The organism is Aeromonas sp. SG16, assembly GCF_024436135.1.
Taxonomy (GTDB): domain Bacteria; phylum Pseudomonadota; class Gammaproteobacteria; order Enterobacterales; family Aeromonadaceae; genus Aeromonas; species Aeromonas jandaei.
This window is the reverse complement of the sequence record NZ_JANFNW010000011.1, coordinates 1-15,755: the sequence shown is the minus strand read 5'-3', so window position 1 is coordinate 15,755 and position 15,755 is coordinate 1. Positions and strand designations below refer to the sequence as shown.

At 60.4% G+C, this 15,755-nt stretch carries 15 protein-coding genes; 5 read left to right on the top strand and 10 right to left on the bottom strand.

Annotation, left to right across the window (positions count from 1 at the left end):
• Nucleotides 1–160 precede the first annotated feature (160 nt).
• Nucleotides 161–1,969 (bottom strand): carbon starvation protein A, encoded by a 1,809-nt coding sequence (locus tag NOM67_RS19185; RefSeq protein ID WP_042030809.1) that lies wholly within the window; start codon nt 1,967–1,969, stop codon nt 161–163.
• Between the two features lie 19 nt (nt 1,970–1,988).
• Between NOM67_RS19185 and NOM67_RS19180 the strand changes: the two genes are divergently transcribed.
• Nucleotides 1,989–2,117, top strand: a complete 129-nt coding sequence (locus NOM67_RS19180) for a hypothetical protein (RefSeq protein ID WP_255939383.1) — start codon at nt 1,989–1,991, stop codon at nt 2,115–2,117.
• Nucleotides 2,118–2,181: 64 nt separating this feature from the next.
• Here NOM67_RS19180 and btsR read toward each other — a convergent pair whose 3' ends face one another.
• The 6 genes from btsR to NOM67_RS19150 form a co-directional block, all read right to left on the bottom strand.
• Nucleotides 2,182–2,919, bottom strand: coding sequence for a two-component system response regulator BtsR (gene btsR, locus NOM67_RS19175; RefSeq protein ID WP_045528292.1), 738 nt, complete (start codon nt 2,917–2,919; stop codon nt 2,182–2,184).
• Nucleotides 2,913–4,607: a sensor histidine kinase gene (locus NOM67_RS19170; protein ID WP_255939370.1), complete on the bottom strand. Its 1,695-nt coding sequence runs from the start codon at nt 4,605–4,607 to the stop codon at nt 2,913–2,915. Before NOM67_RS19170 ends, btsR begins: the two co-directional genes overlap by 7 nt.
• A 246-nt stretch (nt 4,608–4,853) precedes the next feature.
• A complete protein-coding gene (locus NOM67_RS19165) occupies nt 4,854–6,119 on the bottom strand; it encodes an endonuclease/exonuclease/phosphatase family protein (RefSeq protein ID WP_255939368.1) in 1,266 nt (421 codons plus the stop codon).
• A gap of 80 nt (nt 6,120–6,199) precedes the next feature.
• The gene (locus NOM67_RS19160; RefSeq protein WP_255939366.1) at nt 6,200–7,000 is read right to left on the bottom strand and encodes a heme ABC transporter ATP-binding protein; all 801 of its coding nucleotides are present in this window, start codon (nt 6,998–7,000) and stop codon (nt 6,200–6,202) included.
• 11 nt (nt 7,001–7,011) lie between these two features.
• A complete protein-coding gene (locus NOM67_RS19155; RefSeq protein WP_255939364.1) occupies nt 7,012–8,043 on the bottom strand; it encodes an iron ABC transporter permease in 1,032 nt (343 codons plus the stop codon).
• Nucleotides 8,040–8,891: a hemin ABC transporter substrate-binding protein gene (locus NOM67_RS19150; RefSeq protein WP_255939362.1), complete on the bottom strand. Its 852-nt coding sequence runs from the start codon at nt 8,889–8,891 to the stop codon at nt 8,040–8,042. The genes NOM67_RS19155 and NOM67_RS19150 overlap by 4 nt, the downstream gene beginning before the upstream one ends.
• A gap of 167 nt (nt 8,892–9,058) precedes the next feature.
• Here NOM67_RS19150 and hutX point away from each other — a divergent pair, with 167 nt between their 5' ends.
• Together hutX and hutZ are read left to right on the top strand one after the other, a co-directional pair.
• Nucleotides 9,059–9,571: a heme utilization cystosolic carrier protein HutX gene (hutX, locus tag NOM67_RS19145; RefSeq protein ID WP_255939360.1), complete on the top strand. Its 513-nt coding sequence runs from the start codon at nt 9,059–9,061 to the stop codon at nt 9,569–9,571.
• On the top strand, nt 9,568–10,125 hold the full coding sequence (gene hutZ, locus NOM67_RS19140; RefSeq protein WP_041210555.1) for a heme utilization protein HutZ: 558 nt from the start codon (nt 9,568–9,570) through the stop codon (nt 10,123–10,125). Before hutX ends, hutZ begins: the two co-directional genes overlap by 4 nt.
• A gap of 77 nt (nt 10,126–10,202) precedes the next feature.
• On the opposite strand, the gene NOM67_RS19135 is transcribed toward hutZ, so the two are convergent.
• The 3 genes from NOM67_RS19135 to NOM67_RS19125 are packed head-to-tail and all read right to left on the bottom strand — an operon-like array spanning nt 10,203 to nt 12,179.
• Nucleotides 10,203–10,586 (bottom strand): hypothetical protein, encoded by a 384-nt coding sequence (locus NOM67_RS19135; protein WP_201931427.1) that lies wholly within the window; start codon nt 10,584–10,586, stop codon nt 10,203–10,205.
• A gap of 38 nt (nt 10,587–10,624) precedes the next feature.
• Nucleotides 10,625–11,179, bottom strand: a complete 555-nt coding sequence (locus tag NOM67_RS19130) for a cysteine hydrolase family protein (protein WP_255939355.1) — start codon at nt 11,177–11,179, stop codon at nt 10,625–10,627.
• Nucleotides 11,180–11,204: 25 nt separating this feature from the next.
• Nucleotides 11,205–12,179 (bottom strand): ChaN family lipoprotein, encoded by a 975-nt coding sequence (locus NOM67_RS19125; RefSeq protein WP_255939579.1) that lies wholly within the window; start codon nt 12,177–12,179, stop codon nt 11,205–11,207.
• 181 nt (nt 12,180–12,360) lie between these two features.
• Between NOM67_RS19125 and NOM67_RS19120 the strand changes: the two genes are divergently transcribed.
• Nucleotides 12,361–14,466, top strand: a complete 2,106-nt coding sequence (locus NOM67_RS19120; RefSeq protein ID WP_255939353.1) for a TonB-dependent hemoglobin/transferrin/lactoferrin family receptor — start codon at nt 12,361–12,363, stop codon at nt 14,464–14,466.
• 116 nt (nt 14,467–14,582) lie between these two features.
• On the top strand, nt 14,583–15,479 hold the full coding sequence (locus NOM67_RS19115; RefSeq protein ID WP_081849391.1) for a LuxR family transcriptional regulator: 897 nt from the start codon (nt 14,583–14,585) through the stop codon (nt 15,477–15,479).
• Nucleotides 15,480–15,755 lie beyond the last annotated feature (276 nt).

Sequence of the window (15,755 nt, the reverse complement as noted above, 5' to 3'; positions counted from 1 at the left end):
CGGACAGCAGGGTGACAGGAGCGGGCATACTACCACTTTCGGATAGACGGTTCTGTGATCGGGGGGCTCATTAATGAGTTATCCCTCAATGAGTCCGTATGAAAATCACCACATAAAGAGAGGCCCCGCTTGTGCGGGGCCTTGGTCATGGTCGGGATGATCAGGAGGCGGTTGCCTCGACCACCTTGTAGGAGGGCTGCTGGCGCAGCTTCCACAGCTCGCTCCACTTGCGCAGGGCAGAGAGCAGGATCAGCATCCCCAGCACCAGCATGATGAGGGAGATGATGCCGTTCATCGGGTTGTAGCCCTTGGCGGCCGAGTTGAAGTAGACGTTGCTCATCATCCAGTAGGCGGCGTAGTTGACGGTGACGAACAGGTAGGCCAGCGGGATCAGGCAGGTCAGCATGTAACGGCGCTTGCTGGCCAGTCGCAAGATGATGGTGGCACCGATGATGAGGCCCACCGAGGCCATCAGCTGGTTCGATACCCCGAACAGTGCCCACACAGATCCGATATCACCGGACATCAGCAGGTAACCCCACATCACGCAGGCGAGCACGCTGGCGCCGATGGCGCCCGGCATCCAGTCGATGCGCTTGAGGGGCGGGTAGAACTCGCCGAAGAAGTCCTGAATGAGGTAGCGGGAGACCCGGGTACCGGAGTCAACGGCGGTCAGGATAAAGACCGCTTCAAACATCACCACGAACTGGAAGAAGTAGGAGGCGAGGTTACTGAACCAGGGCACCTTGGTGAAGATGTAGGACATGCCCACCGCCAGGGTGACGGCGCCACCGGTGCGACCGTTCAGATCCATGCCGATCTCCTGGGAGAGGAACGGCAGATCCACCACCTGCATCCCCAGTTTGGCGAAAGCTTCCGGGGTGGCGTTGATGGCGAAGTAGTCAGCCGGGTGCAGGGCAGTGGCGGCGATCAGCGCCATCACGCCCACCACGCACTCGGCCAGCATGGCACCGAAGGCGACCGGCAGGATGTCGTTCCACTTGTCCACCAGTTTCGGGGTGGTGCCGGAGCCGATGAAGGCGTGGAAGCCGGAGATAGCGCCACAGGCGATGGTAATGGAGATAAAGGGCCAGACCGGGCCGCCCAGTACCGGGCCGCCGCCGTGGACGAACTGGGTCATGGCGGGGAACTGGATCTCCGGGTTGATGCAGATAACGCCGATCACCAGCGCGCCGAACACGCCGATCTTCATAAAGCTGGAGATGTAGCCGCGCGGGGTGAGCAGCAGCCAGACCGGCAACGCGGTGGCGAAGAAGGCGTAGATGGGCAGCGCCAGACTGATGGTCTCGGCACGCAGAGTCAGCCAGGCACCGAAGGCGCTCTCCTGCACGTAGGGGCCGAAGAAGACACAGGCCAGCACGGCGATGAAGCCCACCCAGGAGGCCGCTTGCAGGTTGCCGGTCAGCTTGTGCCAGATCCCCACCACCATGGAGATGGGGATGGTCATGAAGACGGCAAACACGCCCCAGGCGTTACGCTCCAGCGCGTGCACCACCACCATGGAGAGACCCGCCATGGTGATGGTGATGATGAAGAGCATCGCAAGGCCGGTACACCAGCCGGCGATGGGGCCAAGTTCGGCCTTGGCCACCTCGGAGAGGGACTTGCCCTGATGCTTCATGGAAGCGAACAGCACGACTGTGTCGTGCACCGCGCCGCCGATGACGCAGCCGATCAGCAGCCAGAGAAAGCTTGGCAGGTAGCCGTACTGGGCGGCCAGTACCGGGCCGACCAGCGGACCGGCGGCGGCGATGGCCGCAAAGTGCTGACCGAAGTTGACCCACTTGTTGGTCGGCACATAGTTCTTGCCATCTTCCAGCTGGTGGGAGGGGGTGACCAGTTTGTCGTCAGCCTGCAGCACCTTGCGCACAAAGAACACGCCGTATAGGCGATATGCAATGGCGAGGATGCAGAGGGCCGCAATGACAAAAGTGATTGCGTGTTGCATGGGGGAGTTTCCTTTTCCTGTGGCCAATCTGGCCGGGCTCAGGCTGCACTTTACCGACGCGGTGGGGAAAGGGGAGCGCAGAAAAGGTCAGTGGCAGGGTTCCGCCCGCGAGTGGCAGAAAAGCGGCCCCGAGTGGTTTGAGGGGTGAGCGGGCGGGTGTGGCAAGCGGGTGAGTGGTAACGGGCAGGGGAGCGGGGTGAGTGGCCCGCCCCTCAGGGGATCTCCAGCAGCTCCTTGAGGGGCTTGAGGTAGCGGCGGCTCACCGGCACCTTGTGACCCCCCTGAGTCACTACCTCCGCCAGCCCGCCGTCCAGCAGCAGGATTTCACGGATCTGGCCCGGGTTGAGCAGGTACTGGCGGTGACAGCGCACGAAGCCGGTCTTCTCCTCCAGGGTACGCAGGGTCAGCTCTGTGGTGCCCTGCTGCTGGGCGCTCACCACCTTGTTGCCGGCCAGATCGCTGTGGACGAACTCCACCTCGCCAAGGGGCAGCAGCAGAATGCGGTTGTGGCCGCTGCATGGAATGCTGCGCAGGGGCTGGGCGATGCGGGTCGGATCTGGCAGCGGCTGGCCCGCCAGCTCACCTTTTGGTGAGAGCAGCCGCTGGATGCGCTCCAGCGCCTTGTTCATCCGCTCTGCCGTGACCGGCTTGAGCAGGTAGTCGAGGGCATTCTCCTCGAACGCGCGCAGGGCAAACTCGTCGTAGGCGGTGATGAAGACGATGTGGGGGCGCAAGTCCGGATCCAGCATGCTCACCAGCTCCAGCCCGTTGATGCGCGGCATCTGGATGTCGAGAAACAGCAGGTCGGGTTTGAGGCGATGGATGGCGGGCAGCGCCTCCATGGCGTGGGCGCACTCTCCCAGCAGGCGGATATTACCCGCCTGCTCCAGCAGCAGGCGCAGCTCCTCGCGGGCGAGGGGTTCATCGTCGACGATCAGGGCGGTCAGCATGGGCTCTCCTGCAGGGGAAGGGTGATCCTCACCCGGGTTGATTGATGGGGGACGCAGTCGATGGCGACCCCGTACTCGGCGCCGTAACGGGCCTTGATGCGCCGATCCACTATGTTCATGCCAAGGCCGCTTCCCTCCTGTTTCGTCTGATAGAGCCCGGCGTTGTCGCACACCTCCAGTACCACCCGCTGCGCCTCAATCCGGGCTCTCAGGGTCAGCAGGCCGGGTTCGAACATCTGGGAGATGCCGTGCTTGACCGCGTTCTCGACGATGGGCTGCAGGGAGAAGGTGGGCAGCCGGTACTCCAGCAGCGATTCGGGAATATGGATCTGCACGCTCAGGTGCTCGGCGAAGCGGGCCTGTTCGATGTGCAGATAGGCGTTCACATGCTCCAGCTCGTCGGCCAGGGTCACCTCGTCCCCCTGCCGCTTGAGGTTCTTGCGAAAGAAGGTGGAGAGGTTGTGCACCAGGGTGCGGGCGCTTTCGGGGTCACGCCGGATCACGGCCGACAGGGTGTTGAGGGCGTTGAACAGGAAGTGCGGGTTGATCTGCGCCTGCAACAGCTTGATCTCCGACTGGGCCAGCAGCCGCTTCTGCTCGTTGTATTTGCCCGCAAGGATCTGGCCGGAGAGCAGCCGGGCAATCCCCTCTCCCAGGGTGCGGTTGATGGAGGAGAAGAACTTGCGCTTGGGCTCGTAGAGCTTGATGGTGCCTACCACCGATCCCTCTTCCCCTCGCAGCGGAATGACCAGCGAGGAGCCGAGCCGACACTGGGGGTGCAGGTTGCAGCTGTAGGGGATGAGGTTGCCGTCGGCATAGACCACCTCGTTATGCTGGATCGCCTTGAAGGTGTGGGCCGAGTTGATGGCGGTGCCCGGCAGGTGGTGATCCTCGCCGATGCCGATAAAGGCGAGCAGTTTCTCCCGATCTGTGATGGCCACTGCACCGACTCCGGTCTCCTCGTAGAGGATGCGCGCCATCTGCTGACACGCCTCCTGGGTGAAGCCCTTGTCCAGCACCCGCATCGCTCGCTCGGCGATCTTGAGAGCTCGGGCAGAGAAGGCGACCGAGTACTTCTCCAGCATGGCGCGGTGATCGAGGATCATCCGCATGAACATGGCGGCCCCCAGGGTATTGGCCACCAGCATGGGGGCTATGATGTTCTCGATAAGGTGGATGGCGTCATCAAGGGGGCGGGCCACCAACAGGATGATCCCCATCTGCATCAGCTCGGCGATAAGGGCCACAGATCCCACCACCCAGGGGCTGAACAGCAGGTCGAGCCGGTGGCGGGCGACGAAGTGGCGATGCACCAGGCCGCCGAGCAGCCCCTCGGCGATGGTGGAGAAGGTGCAGGCCAGCGCGGTAAAGCCCCCCAGCGAGTAGCGATGAATGCCGCCGGTGAGCCCTACCAGCAGCCCCACCACCGGGCCGCCGACTATGCCTCCCAGCACGGCGCCAATGGCGCGGGTATTGGCGATGGAGTCCTCGACCCTCAGGCCAAAGTAGGTACCCATGACGCAGAAGCCGGAGAAGATGAGGTAGCAGAGGATCTTGTGGGGCCAGCTCAGGGTCACCTGAGTGAGCGGCATGAACAGCGGCGTCTTGGAGAGCAGCCAGGCGATCACCAGATAGACGCAGAGCTGCTGGAACAGCGAGATCACCAGAGTGAATTGTTCAAACGCCACGGCTCATTGCCCCGGTAATGGTTGGTCATTTAATGGACGCGGAGTATTAGCAAACCCCATACCCCCTTGCAAGGCAGGGGTATCGGAATGGTGGCGTAGCGCACGATTTGCCGCATCGTCTGCCGTAGTGGCGGGCGGTAACTGTCAGGTTACTCAGCATGGAGTCTGAGCTGGCGGCAGACGAGGTGATATGGCGGGCACAAAAAGGGGGCCAGAAGGCCCCCGAATTGACGGTCAGTGGGTAGCTCAATCGAGTTTGAGATCGACCCAGACCATACGGTGATCCGAACTGACTCCCTTGGCGATGCCGAGTTTCGCATCATAGACCAGGTGGTAACCCGCCTCGAAGCTGGCCGGCCAGTAGACACCACTCTTCACCGCGTTGAGATTCGCTGAGGGGATAACGTGATCCAGCTGCAGCACGCTGGTGTTGGTGATCCGCTCCGGGTTGGGACGATTCAGATTGCGTTTGCAGTCGGTCCCCTTGCTGACACACTCCGGGCCCCCTTCGCTGACCGGGATCAGGGGGCCATTGGTGATAGACTGATTCATCAGCGGGTTGTTCAGCAGATCCTGAATAGCGCTCAGATCGCCGTCGCCGGTTTGCGGATCGGCATTGAGATCCCCGGCTATGACGAACTTGGCATTTTTGGCCAGCCCACCCTTGGTGCCCTTGTCATCGGCCATGTAGTTGAGCCCCTTGACGTAGTCGTTCCAGAAGGCGATCTCGGCGCGGTTGTGCTTGACGGTGTGACGCGCCGCGTTGGCAAAGATGGGCGGAGTCGGGTGGGAGATCAGGAAGTGAATGACCTCTTCTCCCTTGTCTGTCTTGATCCGCACCGGCACGTCAGCGTGGTTCTTGGAAGAGAGCGGGTACTTCTGCCACACCTCATTGGCATACCAGGCATCGCCGCACTGGCGGCTGGCCGGGATCTTGGCATTGGGGTTGTTGCAGTCATCGATGACGGGGTTCTTCTCGCCCGGCATATCCTTCCACTTGAAGTTCTGGAAGGTACGGATCTGCTTGGTGTCTATAGGATATTTGGACATCACCGCAAAGGCGTACTGGCCGTGGTAGCTGCCAAAGCCCCAGGCATCATCGGGGCCGCTGTTGACCTTGCCGTCGAGGTTGAGGTCATAACCGCTCATCAGGCCGGTGTTGGTGGCGAAGTTCTGCATCACCGGATAGCTAATGGCCGTCACTTCGCTGTGCTGGGCGTGGGCCAGATAGTTGTCGTTGAAGGCTTTCAGATCGGTAGTGCTTTCGCCTTTGCCGTCGTTGTCGAACTCGTTGAGCAGGAACACATCCGGGCGGGTGCGCTGGATGATCTCCGCCACGTTGCGGATCTGCTGCACGTTCAGGGCCCTGGTCTTCTCTGCTCCGCTAAGATTGCCGCCTGCGAGGCGGGCCAGCAGGGCATCCTGCGCGGTGCGGGTCAGTGCCAGCTCACCGGTCAGCATGCCGGCGGCAGTGCGGTCAAAGGCAACATTAAACGTGGCAAAGCGAATCATGTGGGCACCTGCATTGGTTAACAGGTTGCCATTATAGGGGCGTGGTTTCCCTTTCTGGCATATCCCCTCGGAAAAAGCAGCTACACCACCATCGGCAGGCCGCTTTCTGGATGGTGGATCACCTGAGCCGGATAGCCGTAGAGGCGGGAGATAAGCTCGGGGGTGAGCACTTCGCCCGGCGTGCCATCGGCCATCAATTTGCCCCGCTCCAGCATCACCAGCCGGTCGGCATAGCGCGCCGCCAGATTGAGATCGTGCAATACCACCAGCACGGCGGTATTGCGGCTGGCCAGCGCCCGGGCCATAGCCAGCAGTTGGTGCTGATATTTCAGATCGAGGGCCGAGGTGGGTTCGTCGAGCAGCAGCAGCCGTGGTTGTTCCGATTGCTCGGGTGAATCAGGGGCTTGCCAGATCTGGGCCAGTACCCGGGCAAACTGTACCCGCTGCCGCTCGCCGCCGGAGAGCCCGGGATAGAGCCGTTTGGCCAGATGTTCGACCCCCGCATGGGCCATGGCGGCGGCCACTATCTCCTCCTTGCGGCGAGCGGGTTCGCTGTGGGGCAGGCGTCCCATGGCCACCACCTCTTCACAGAGAAAGGGGAAGTTGAGTGACGAGCTCTGCGGCAGCACCCCGAGCCGGTGGGCCAGCAGGCTGCTATCCCACAGCTGACGCTCCCGGCCAAACAGGGTGATGGTGCCTTCATGGGACAGCTCACCGGTCAGGCATTTTAGCAGAGTGCTCTTGCCCGCCCCGTTGGGGCCGAGCAGGGCGGTCAGGGTGCCGCTGTGCAGAGCGAGATCGAGCCCATCCAGGATCTGGCGCTGACCACGGCGCAGGCTCAGTCGGGAGCAAGTCAGCAGGGGGGAGGCAAATCGTTCCATAGCAATCCGTGTTAAAGCGCGCGGCGGCTCTTTATCAGCAGCCAGATGAAAAAGGGGGCACCGAGCAGGGCGGTAATGATGCCGACCGGCAGCTCGGCCGGGGCCAGCAGGGTGCGTGCCAGCATGTCGGCACCCAGCAGCAGGGCTGCTCCCATCAGGGCGGAGAGGGGCAGCAGTCTGACATGGTTGGGGCCGGCCAGCAGTCGTACCAGATGGGGCACCACCAGCCCGACGAAGCCGATCATTCCCGATACCGCGACGGCCACGCCGACACCGGCGGCGGTGAGCAGAATCAGGCGGCGCTTGAGCGCCTGCACATCGATCCCCAGATGGCGGGCTTCCCCTTCGCCGAGCAGCAGGGCGTTGAGGGGATTGGCATCGCGCATAAAGAGCCACAGCAGGGCCGCCAGCGTAAACAGCGCCAGCGCCATGTCGGCAGGTTTGCCGGCGGCCAGGGTACCCATCTGCCAGAGGCTGAGATCCCGCAGCATCTGATCGTCGGCGAGATAGCTGAGCAGGCCGATCACCGCGCCCGAGAGCGCCGTGATGGCGACCCCGGCCAGCAGCATGACGGTCACCGAGGTGCCCCCCTCCCGTGTGCCGAGCAGATAGACCAGAGTGGTGGTCAGCGCACCGCCGAGAAAGGCGAGCAGCGGCAATAGCCCGACGCCGAGCAGCTGTTGCAGCGATTCACCGAGGGGGGCCAGCAGCACGATGGCCAAGGCCGCTCCGAGCGCCGCGCCGCCGGAGACCCCAATGATGCCGGGGTCAGCCAGGGGGTTGCGAAACAGCCCCTGCATCACGGCGCCACAGAGCCCGAGGATCCCGCCGACCGCGATGCAGAGCAGGGTACGAGGGAGCCTAATCTCCTGCACGATCAAAAGCTTGTGAGCCGCAATTCCGCTCCCCTGGCCGGCATAGAGCGCGCGCAGGCTCTCGCTCAGGGTGAGTGCCATCGGCCCGGTTGCCAGCGAACCGAGCAGCAGCAAGGCGAGGGCGGCCGTGGTGAGGGCCAGCAGCCAGGGGAGGGGCAAGCGCATCATGACCCCTGTTTGAGCCACTGGGCGATCTGGTTCGCCTGCTGCAGGGAGTTGAGGCTCAGGCCCCCTTGCAGGGCGTGACCGTCGATGGCGTGAATGGCGTTGCGCTTGCCGGCCGGGGTGGCGGCCAGTGCGGGTACTTCGGCCAGCACCTTGGCAGGGTCGGCGTAGCGCTGCCAGTCGCGGCCGCTGACCAGCACCAGATCAGGCTGCATCTCGATCAGGGATTCGGCGGAGACGGGTTTGTAGTTGTGCAGCGTGGCTGCGGTATTGGTGCCGCCAGCCAGCGTAAGCAGAGCGCCGGCGGTGGTGTCGCCCCCGGCAATACTCACCGGTTGCCCCTTGTGCAACAGCAAAAAGGCAACCTTGAGTGGCTTGTTCTGTTTGGCTTGTGCCGCCAGCTGCTCGGTCTGGCTCTGGATCTGCTGTTTGAGCTGCTCGCCCGCGGCCTTGTCATCCAGCAGGCTGGCCAGGGTATCGATACGCTCATTGAGGTTAGCCAGAGTCGGTGCCGTTTCCAGCACTTCTACCTTGACCCCGGCACGGCGCAGCTGATCGAGGGTTGGCGCCGGCCCCATCTCGTCGCTGCCGACTACCAGAGTCGGTGCCAGACTGAGGATCCCTTCGGCTGCCAGTACGCGCTGATAGCCAACCTTGGGCAACCCTGTTGGCAAGGGGCTGCTGACATCGGTCGCAACGAGGCGATCGTCGCCACCTAACGCCAGAATGAGTTCAGTGGTAGCCGGGCCAATGCTGACGATGCGGGTATTGGGCGCTTCGGCAGCATGAGTGAACAGGGGGAGCAGAGAGCTGCTCAGCAGGGTGAGTGCGAGGGCAAGAGGACGGCCCATGCTAACCTCCGACAATAGGGTGAAAAGGATGTGCCGCCGAGAATATCAAGGGTTTGAATAAAATGCACTGAGAATGATAGCAATTATCAATTGCATTGATTCTGGTGCTTTATTAGAGTAGCCGCCATGATAAACAGCGAGGCTGGTGCCTCGCCGAGGGAGAAACGATGAGCATTGCACAACGCATTCAGGAGATGCTGGAGCAGGATCCCAGCGCTCACCCTTCAACCATTGCGACCCAGCTGGCCGTCAGCGAGTGGGAGGTGGTTCGCCAGCTGCCCGCGGAGCTGGTGACCCTGTTGCCCGCCGATCGCGCACAAGCTCTGCTGGAAGATCTGGCCGACTGGGGCCCGGTAACCACCATCGTCGAGTCTGAAGGTTCCATCTTTGAAGTGAAGGCGCCGTTCCCGAAGGGTAAAGATGCGCGTGGCTACTACAACCTGATGGGCCGCGACGATGAGCTGCACGGTCACCTCAAGCTGGACAACGTGGCGGGGATTGCGCTGGTCAGCAAGCTGTTCATGGGCAAGGAGGGGCACTCCTTCCAGTTCTTCGGCCACTCCGGTCGTTGCATCTTCAAGGTTTATCTCGGCCGCGACGAGAAGCGTCAGTTGCTTGCCGATCAGGTCACCCGTTTTATGGCCCTGCGCCACCCGTCTCAAGAGGAAGTAAAAGCATGAGTGAACGTCAGGAGCGTCTGCAGAACCGTCTGCAACCGGAGATCCGCGAGTTTCGCGACAGCTGCCGTACCCTACAGCTCGCCACCGTCGACAGCCAAGGCAATCCCAACGCCAGCTATGCACCGTTCGTGCTTCAGGAAGATGGTTACTATGTGCTGATCTCCGAGATCGCCCGCCATGCCCGCAATCTGCAACAGGTACCCCGGGTATCCCTGATGCTGATCGAGGATGAGAGTGGTGCCCGCGAGCTGTTTGCCCGCAAGCGTCTGACCTTTGATGCGGTGGCTGAAGTGGTTGCCCGTGACGACGCTCGCTGGAGCAAGGCCGTGGCGGCGCTGGAGGGGCGTTTTGGCGAGATCATCAAGGGGCTCTCCAACCTCAAGGATTTCAAACTGTTCCGCCTCAAGCCGGAGCAGGGGCTGTTCGTCAAGGGCTTCGGCCAGGCGTTTGCGGTCTCCGGTGACGAGTTGGTGGACTTCGTCCATCTGGTGGAAGGGCACAAGCGCATCGACAACGGTGCCGAGCTCACCAGCCCGGCCGATGCGCCGGTCTGACGACACGACATCAGCCACAACAAAACGGGCAGCCAATTGGCTGCCCGTTTTTTATTGCGTTATCTCATCCGGATTGCTTAATCCTGCCAGGAGGCCTTGTTGGGGAAGGCGCTGCGATCGGCAGTGGTTGCCGTCTCGTTACACTCACCCCGCACCTTCCAGGAGGTCTGACTCAGCACTATGTACCCTTCCCGGCAGTACTTTTTGCTGGCGAGGGTCTGGGTCAGCAGGTTCTCTTGCAATGCTTCCCGCTGCTCCAGCAGGCGCTGGCTCTGGGCGGCAGAGAGGCCGCGCGGCAGGGTATCGTTGGGCGCGGCTTCAAAGGTGAAGCGCTTGCTCCCCTCCTCGTTGATGTGGGTCAGGAAGAGGGGCTCGGGCCCGTCATACTTCTGGCCAGGCAAGCTGGAGCAGGCCGAGAGCAGGGGAAAGAGCAGCAACAGGGTGGCGGGCAACAGGCGCACGGCAAGACTCCGGTGAGAAACAAAGCGAGGGCGCCAGATTAACATGGCTGCCCAACGGGTGTTACTGCCAGCAGCTCGTCGGTGGTGAGCAGGGTCACACTGCGCCCATTCGGCAGGTCGAGATTGCGCCATATCCAGTTGTGATGCTCGATGATCTGGGGAGCGCCAAGGTGGGGGCGATTGGCGGTGGAGTGAGCATCGCTCAATACGAACACCTCGAAGCCATGAGAGGCTGCGCTGCGCACTGTGGTATCGACGCAGAAATCGGTGTTGCTGCCGCAGAGGATAAGCCTGTCGACCGGCTGTTCTGCCAGCAGAAACGCGAGCTCGGTGTCGAGGAAGCTGTCACATGCGCTCTTGCGTACCCGGCTATCGCTCTTGGCTGGCTGCAGCACACTGTGCAGTTGCCAACCCGGGGTGCCGGGTTCCAGTTCGCCACCCGGCAGATCATCATGCTGGATATAGATGACTCGCCCCTGTTGTTGCCTGACATGGGCCGCAGCCCGATTGATATTTGCCAGTACTTGCTGTTGTTGATGATGGGTCTCCTTCATGACCCCTTGCTGCACATCGATGATCAGTAACACATCCATATTGTACCCGCCGTTTCCTTGATGATTAGGGTTGCAGCCACTGGCTGCAGTCACGGCTGCGGGATTGATGCAGCGCGCCCATATCTTGCTTCATCTCGGCACTGTTTTGCCAGCGTTCGGGGAGCGGCATCATCTTTACGGTTACATCGGCGGCTTGGCCCGGGGGTGTCTCTTCCCCGGTTTGCGGGACTACCAGAGCCACCTTGAGCGCCGGGTTGCGGCTGGCGATGCGACTGGCAATCCCGAGCCCCCCCTCTACATGGAAATTACCGGCGATATGCATGATCTGCTGGCCCGGATGCTTGGCGAGGTAATCCACCATGCTCTCGGCCATAGTGTCGTCCCAGCTGGTCTGGGCAGCGAAACGGCGGGCGTTGCTGTCGGCATCGCCATGGTGCATGGAGGCCATGAACTTCTGGCGATAGGGATCATCCCCCAGCGTCAGTTGGCGGGCCAGCTGGCTGCGACGTGAGGTGGGCAACTTGTCTAGCCAGGCGACTCCTTCCTGACCGACACAGCTCACCAGCGGTTTGGGGGCATTGGCGGCGATCACCGGCATGTGGTGCGCTTTGGCGAACTCCACCAGCGGGCGATAGTCGCTCGGGTAGTTGGGCCAGGCATGCCCTTCGCGGATGAGCGCAGCTTCACCGATCTTCCCTGCCAGATAGGCATCAAGGGTTGCTTGATCGGCCCGGCTGAACTGCTCCATGGATAGGGTCAGCCCCCGTCCGTGTTGCTCTGCTTGCTGATACAGGGCGCTCAGCAGTCGTGACTGCAACAGGTGAATGGCTGGGTGGGTGTGCAGTTCGCCCACCAGAATGATGTCGGCATCTGCGAGACGGGCAGTGGCCTGATCCAGAGTCAGGGTTTCCTGCTGCGAATTACCCAACTGATAGTCATAGAGAGTCGCCAGTGGGGTGGATACTGGTTGCTGGCTGGTGGCGCAGGCAGTCAGTAGCAGTAGCAGGGGCAGTGCAAGCAGAGGGAGTCGTTTCATCAGCAATCTCGCGGCATAGAGAGGCCCGAACAGGGGTTGTGTTACAGGCATAAAACAGGAAATGGCTGGCAGTGTAAAACTAACAATCCTCTTTTTAAATGATAATGATTCTTTTTTATTGATCTTTGAGTCGGGGTGGGTAAGATGCGGCCTGTTTGATAATAGTTCTCAATAAGGATTCGCTGTGACCCATCAAAACGCACTCTCTCTGGTCGCGCTCGCCGTAGCGGCCGGTCTCTCCTCCCAGGTCTTTGCTGCCACTCAAAAGGCGGATGAAGTCGTGGTTGTCAGCGGCTCACGGATGGAGCAGAAGCTGGAAGATGTCTCCGGCCCCATTTCGGTGATCACCGCCAAACAGATCGAAGAGCAGGTGGTGACTGATGCCGCTGACCTGTTCCGCTATGAACCCGGTGTCGCCGTGCTGGGCGGGCAGGGAGATGCCCAGACCTTCATCATCCGCGGTATGGGGGAGAACCGGGTCAAGGTGGTGCGCGACGGTGTGCGCCAGAACGATGCCTACAGCAAGGGCGGAGTGGGTCAGAGCTACTTCGATACCGACATGATCAAGCAGGTGGAAGTAGCCAAGGGGCCTGCTTCTGCGGCCTACGGCTCCGATGCGCTGGGTGGCGTGATTGCCATCACCACCAAGGATGCCAGCGACTTCCTCAAGGGCAAGGATAGCTATCTGGATGTGACCAGCGGTTATGCCTCCAGCAGTCACCAGAAGATGGCCGGTTTTACCGGCGCCCTGCGTACCGGTGACGTGGAGAACCTGCTGCGCTACACCTGGCGCGATGGTGGTGTCACCCAGAACTACGATTCAACCAAGACCGATTTCGATATCGGGACTCACGCCCTGCTGCTCAAGAGCAAGTGGAATCTCTCTGATGAGCAGTTCCTCAAGCTGACCGTCGATTATCTGACCGATGGCGAGGAGCCGGACGCGGTCAAGCTCAACAAGGTCGGTACCGGCACTGCCCGCGTGTTCGAGCAGCCCATCACCGACAAGCAGACCGACAACCTGTCGCTGGTGCTGGATCACGGCATCGCGCTGAATAAGGGTTGGGCCGACCGGATGGATACCAAGGTCTACTTTGCCCGCACCAAGCAGACGCTGGATCAGTACGCCTCATCCAAATATCCGGTTAACCCGCGCAACCCCTATGTGACCAAAAACTCGCTAGATCACAACGTGTTCGATCAGAAGAACCTCGGTGCCCAGCTGCAGTTCCACAAGGCGGTGGCCAATCATCGTCTGGCCTGGGGGGCCGAGTATGAGCACACCGACAACGAACGCTCCCGCTACAAGGGGCCGACCAAACCGAATGATTTTGTCGGCTACAACGAGCTGAGCTTCCCGGCCACCACCAGCGAGCGTAGCGCCCTGTGGGCCTTCGACGAGATCAAGTTCGGCGATCGCTGGGTGCTGACCCCGGGCGCCCGCTATGACTACTACCGGATGACCCCGGACAATGATCCCGCCTACACAGGCGACAAGCTTCACAAGTTCTCCGAAGGGGAGATCTCGCCCAAGTTGGGTCTGGTATTCAAGGCCCACGAGGCGGCCAACCTGTTTGCCCAATACAGCCACGGCTTCAAGGCACCCATGTATGACAGCGCCTTCTCCACCCTGAACCATCAGGCTTACGGCTATCGCATCGAGCCGAACCCGAACCTCAACCCGGAGAGCAGCGACGGCATCGATCTCGGTGTGCGTGGCAGCCACAATGGCTTCAGCTACGAGGTGGCCAGTTTCTACAACAAGTTCGACGATTTCATCGAGATGGTGGAAGTGGGCAAAGAGGGACGCACCGCTGTCTACCAGTACCAAAACCTGAGCAAGGCGACCACCAAGGGGGTTGAAGCGAAAGCGGATTACTGGCTGACCGATCTGGTCAACGTCTGGGGCAACCTCGCCTACATCGACGGCAAGGATGGCGATGGCAACTACATCAACAGCCTGAGCCCCCTCAACGGTAGCGTCGGCGTTCGTCTGGAGCAGGAGAAGTGGAACTTCAATACGGCGCTGCGCTTTGCCGACGACATGGACAAGGTGCGCAAGGATGCCAAGGGCAACGAGTATGCGAAGGCGGCCGGTTGGGGCGTGGTGGACATGTATGCCCAGTTCAACCCGATGCAGGATCTGCAGCTCAACGTCGGTCTCTTCAACCTGTTTGACAAGGAGTACACCAGCTACGAGCGCATCGCAGGCCGTGATGCGGGTTCTGATAACAGCCTGATGACCGAGCCGGGCCGTAACCTCAGCGCCCGAGTCAAGTACGTATTCTAAAAACGACAACACACGCAGTGAACCCGGACTTGAGTCCACTCCGAATCCCCGCCCTGACAGGCGGGGGTTTTTTATGAGGCATCCAGATATTGTGATGCTAACCCGTCACTGAGGCTATGAAAGCAGCATTTTCTTTGCGTAAACAAGATATTGTGCTATTTGTTCCATGCTTAATAACATCTAGAACATTTTGGCAACGGGGAAATGCGCTTTTGACTTCTACATCCCCCCACACTTTCGAGACGACCAACGCACTTGAGCTGATCACCCGGTTCAATGACGCATCCAATGAACAGACAATACTTGCTCTGCTGCGCCAGATCTGCGAGCTGATGGGATTTGACTACTTTCGCTTGGGATTTATCTCGCCCAGCTCCATTCAGCGGCCGGATGTGCGGATCTTCAATGGTTGTCCAGCAGAATGGGTTCAGTACTACAACGAACAAGCCCTTTATACCGTTGATCCGGTTGTCAAAAAAGGTATGGCTCAGAGTACACCGTTACTTTGGGCCAACCTCATTACTGAGTGTTGTGACCTGCAAGACAGCGCCGGGCTGGAAGTTATGTTGCTGGCTCAGGAGGCCGGCTTGCGCGATGGCATCACCATCCCCTGGCACGGTGCAAATGGTCATATTGGACTGTTCTCATTGATTACCAGTGAGCCCCGCACCGAACATCAATGGTTGACTGCTATTCCGTTTCTGAGTTGGCTTGCGACCCATATCTTTGAAGCCGTGGCCAGGGTCTGCATCGCAGCTATGCCTCCTCGGGAGATGTTGACTACTCGCGAACTGGAGGTGTGCCAATGGGCTGCAGAGGGCAAACAGGTCAGCGATATTGCCCAGATCCTGGATATCAAACCCAGAACCGTGACCTTCCATCTGGAGAGAATTGCGGAGAAGCTGGGGGCAAGCAGCAAAAATCAGGCGATTTCCTGGGCCCTCAAGCAGGGGGTGGTCAAGCTCAATATTGATGCCGCGCAGGTCGAGAATGTGCTCGATAGCAGTGAGTAGTTCTGTTTTAGGCAATCAATTGCTCATCTGGCAGATGAAATGGCTGCCTGTGCGAACTGTGCCGGTCAAAATGTTTGTCTGCGCAATTTATTGCATGGTTACGCTGTGTGGTTTCTGGCGAAAATGTCTAAGGTATTGATTTTTAAAAGGTAAAAAAATGGCATGGTCGCTGCTAATAGTCTGGTCGAGTGCTATCTCGTTTAACCAATCTATTTAGGAGCATACACATGCCAACTCCATGTTATATCAGCATCGAAGGTAAAACCCAGGGCAATA

Coding starts and splice junctions, on each gene's coding strand:
- btsR (WP_045528292.1), bottom strand. CDS start 2,919: ATGCTGACCGCCCTGATCGTCGACGATGAACCCCTCGCCCGCGAGGAG.
- NOM67_RS19155 (WP_255939364.1), bottom strand. CDS start 8,043: ATGATGCGCTTGCCCCTCCCCTGGCTGCTGGCCCTCACCACGGCCGCC.
- hutZ (WP_041210555.1), top strand. CDS start 9,568: ATGAGTGAACGTCAGGAGCGTCTGCAGAACCGTCTGCAACCGGAGATC.
- NOM67_RS19115 (WP_081849391.1), top strand. CDS start 14,583: ATGAAAGCAGCATTTTCTTTGCGTAAACAAGATATTGTGCTATTTGTT.
- hutX (WP_255939360.1), top strand. CDS start 9,059: ATGAGCATTGCACAACGCATTCAGGAGATGCTGGAGCAGGATCCCAGC.
- NOM67_RS19185 (WP_042030809.1), bottom strand. CDS start 1,969: ATGCAACACGCAATCACTTTTGTCATTGCGGCCCTCTGCATCCTCGCC.
- NOM67_RS19150 (WP_255939362.1), bottom strand. CDS start 8,891: ATGGGCCGTCCTCTTGCCCTCGCACTCACCCTGCTGAGCAGCTCTCTG.
- NOM67_RS19130 (WP_255939355.1), bottom strand. CDS start 11,179: ATGGATGTGTTACTGATCATCGATGTGCAGCAAGGGGTCATGAAGGAG.
- NOM67_RS19165 (WP_255939368.1), bottom strand. CDS start 6,119: ATGATTCGCTTTGCCACGTTTAATGTTGCCTTTGACCGCACTGCCGCC.
- NOM67_RS19160 (WP_255939366.1), bottom strand. CDS start 7,000: ATGGAACGATTTGCCTCCCCCCTGCTGACTTGCTCCCGACTGAGCCTG.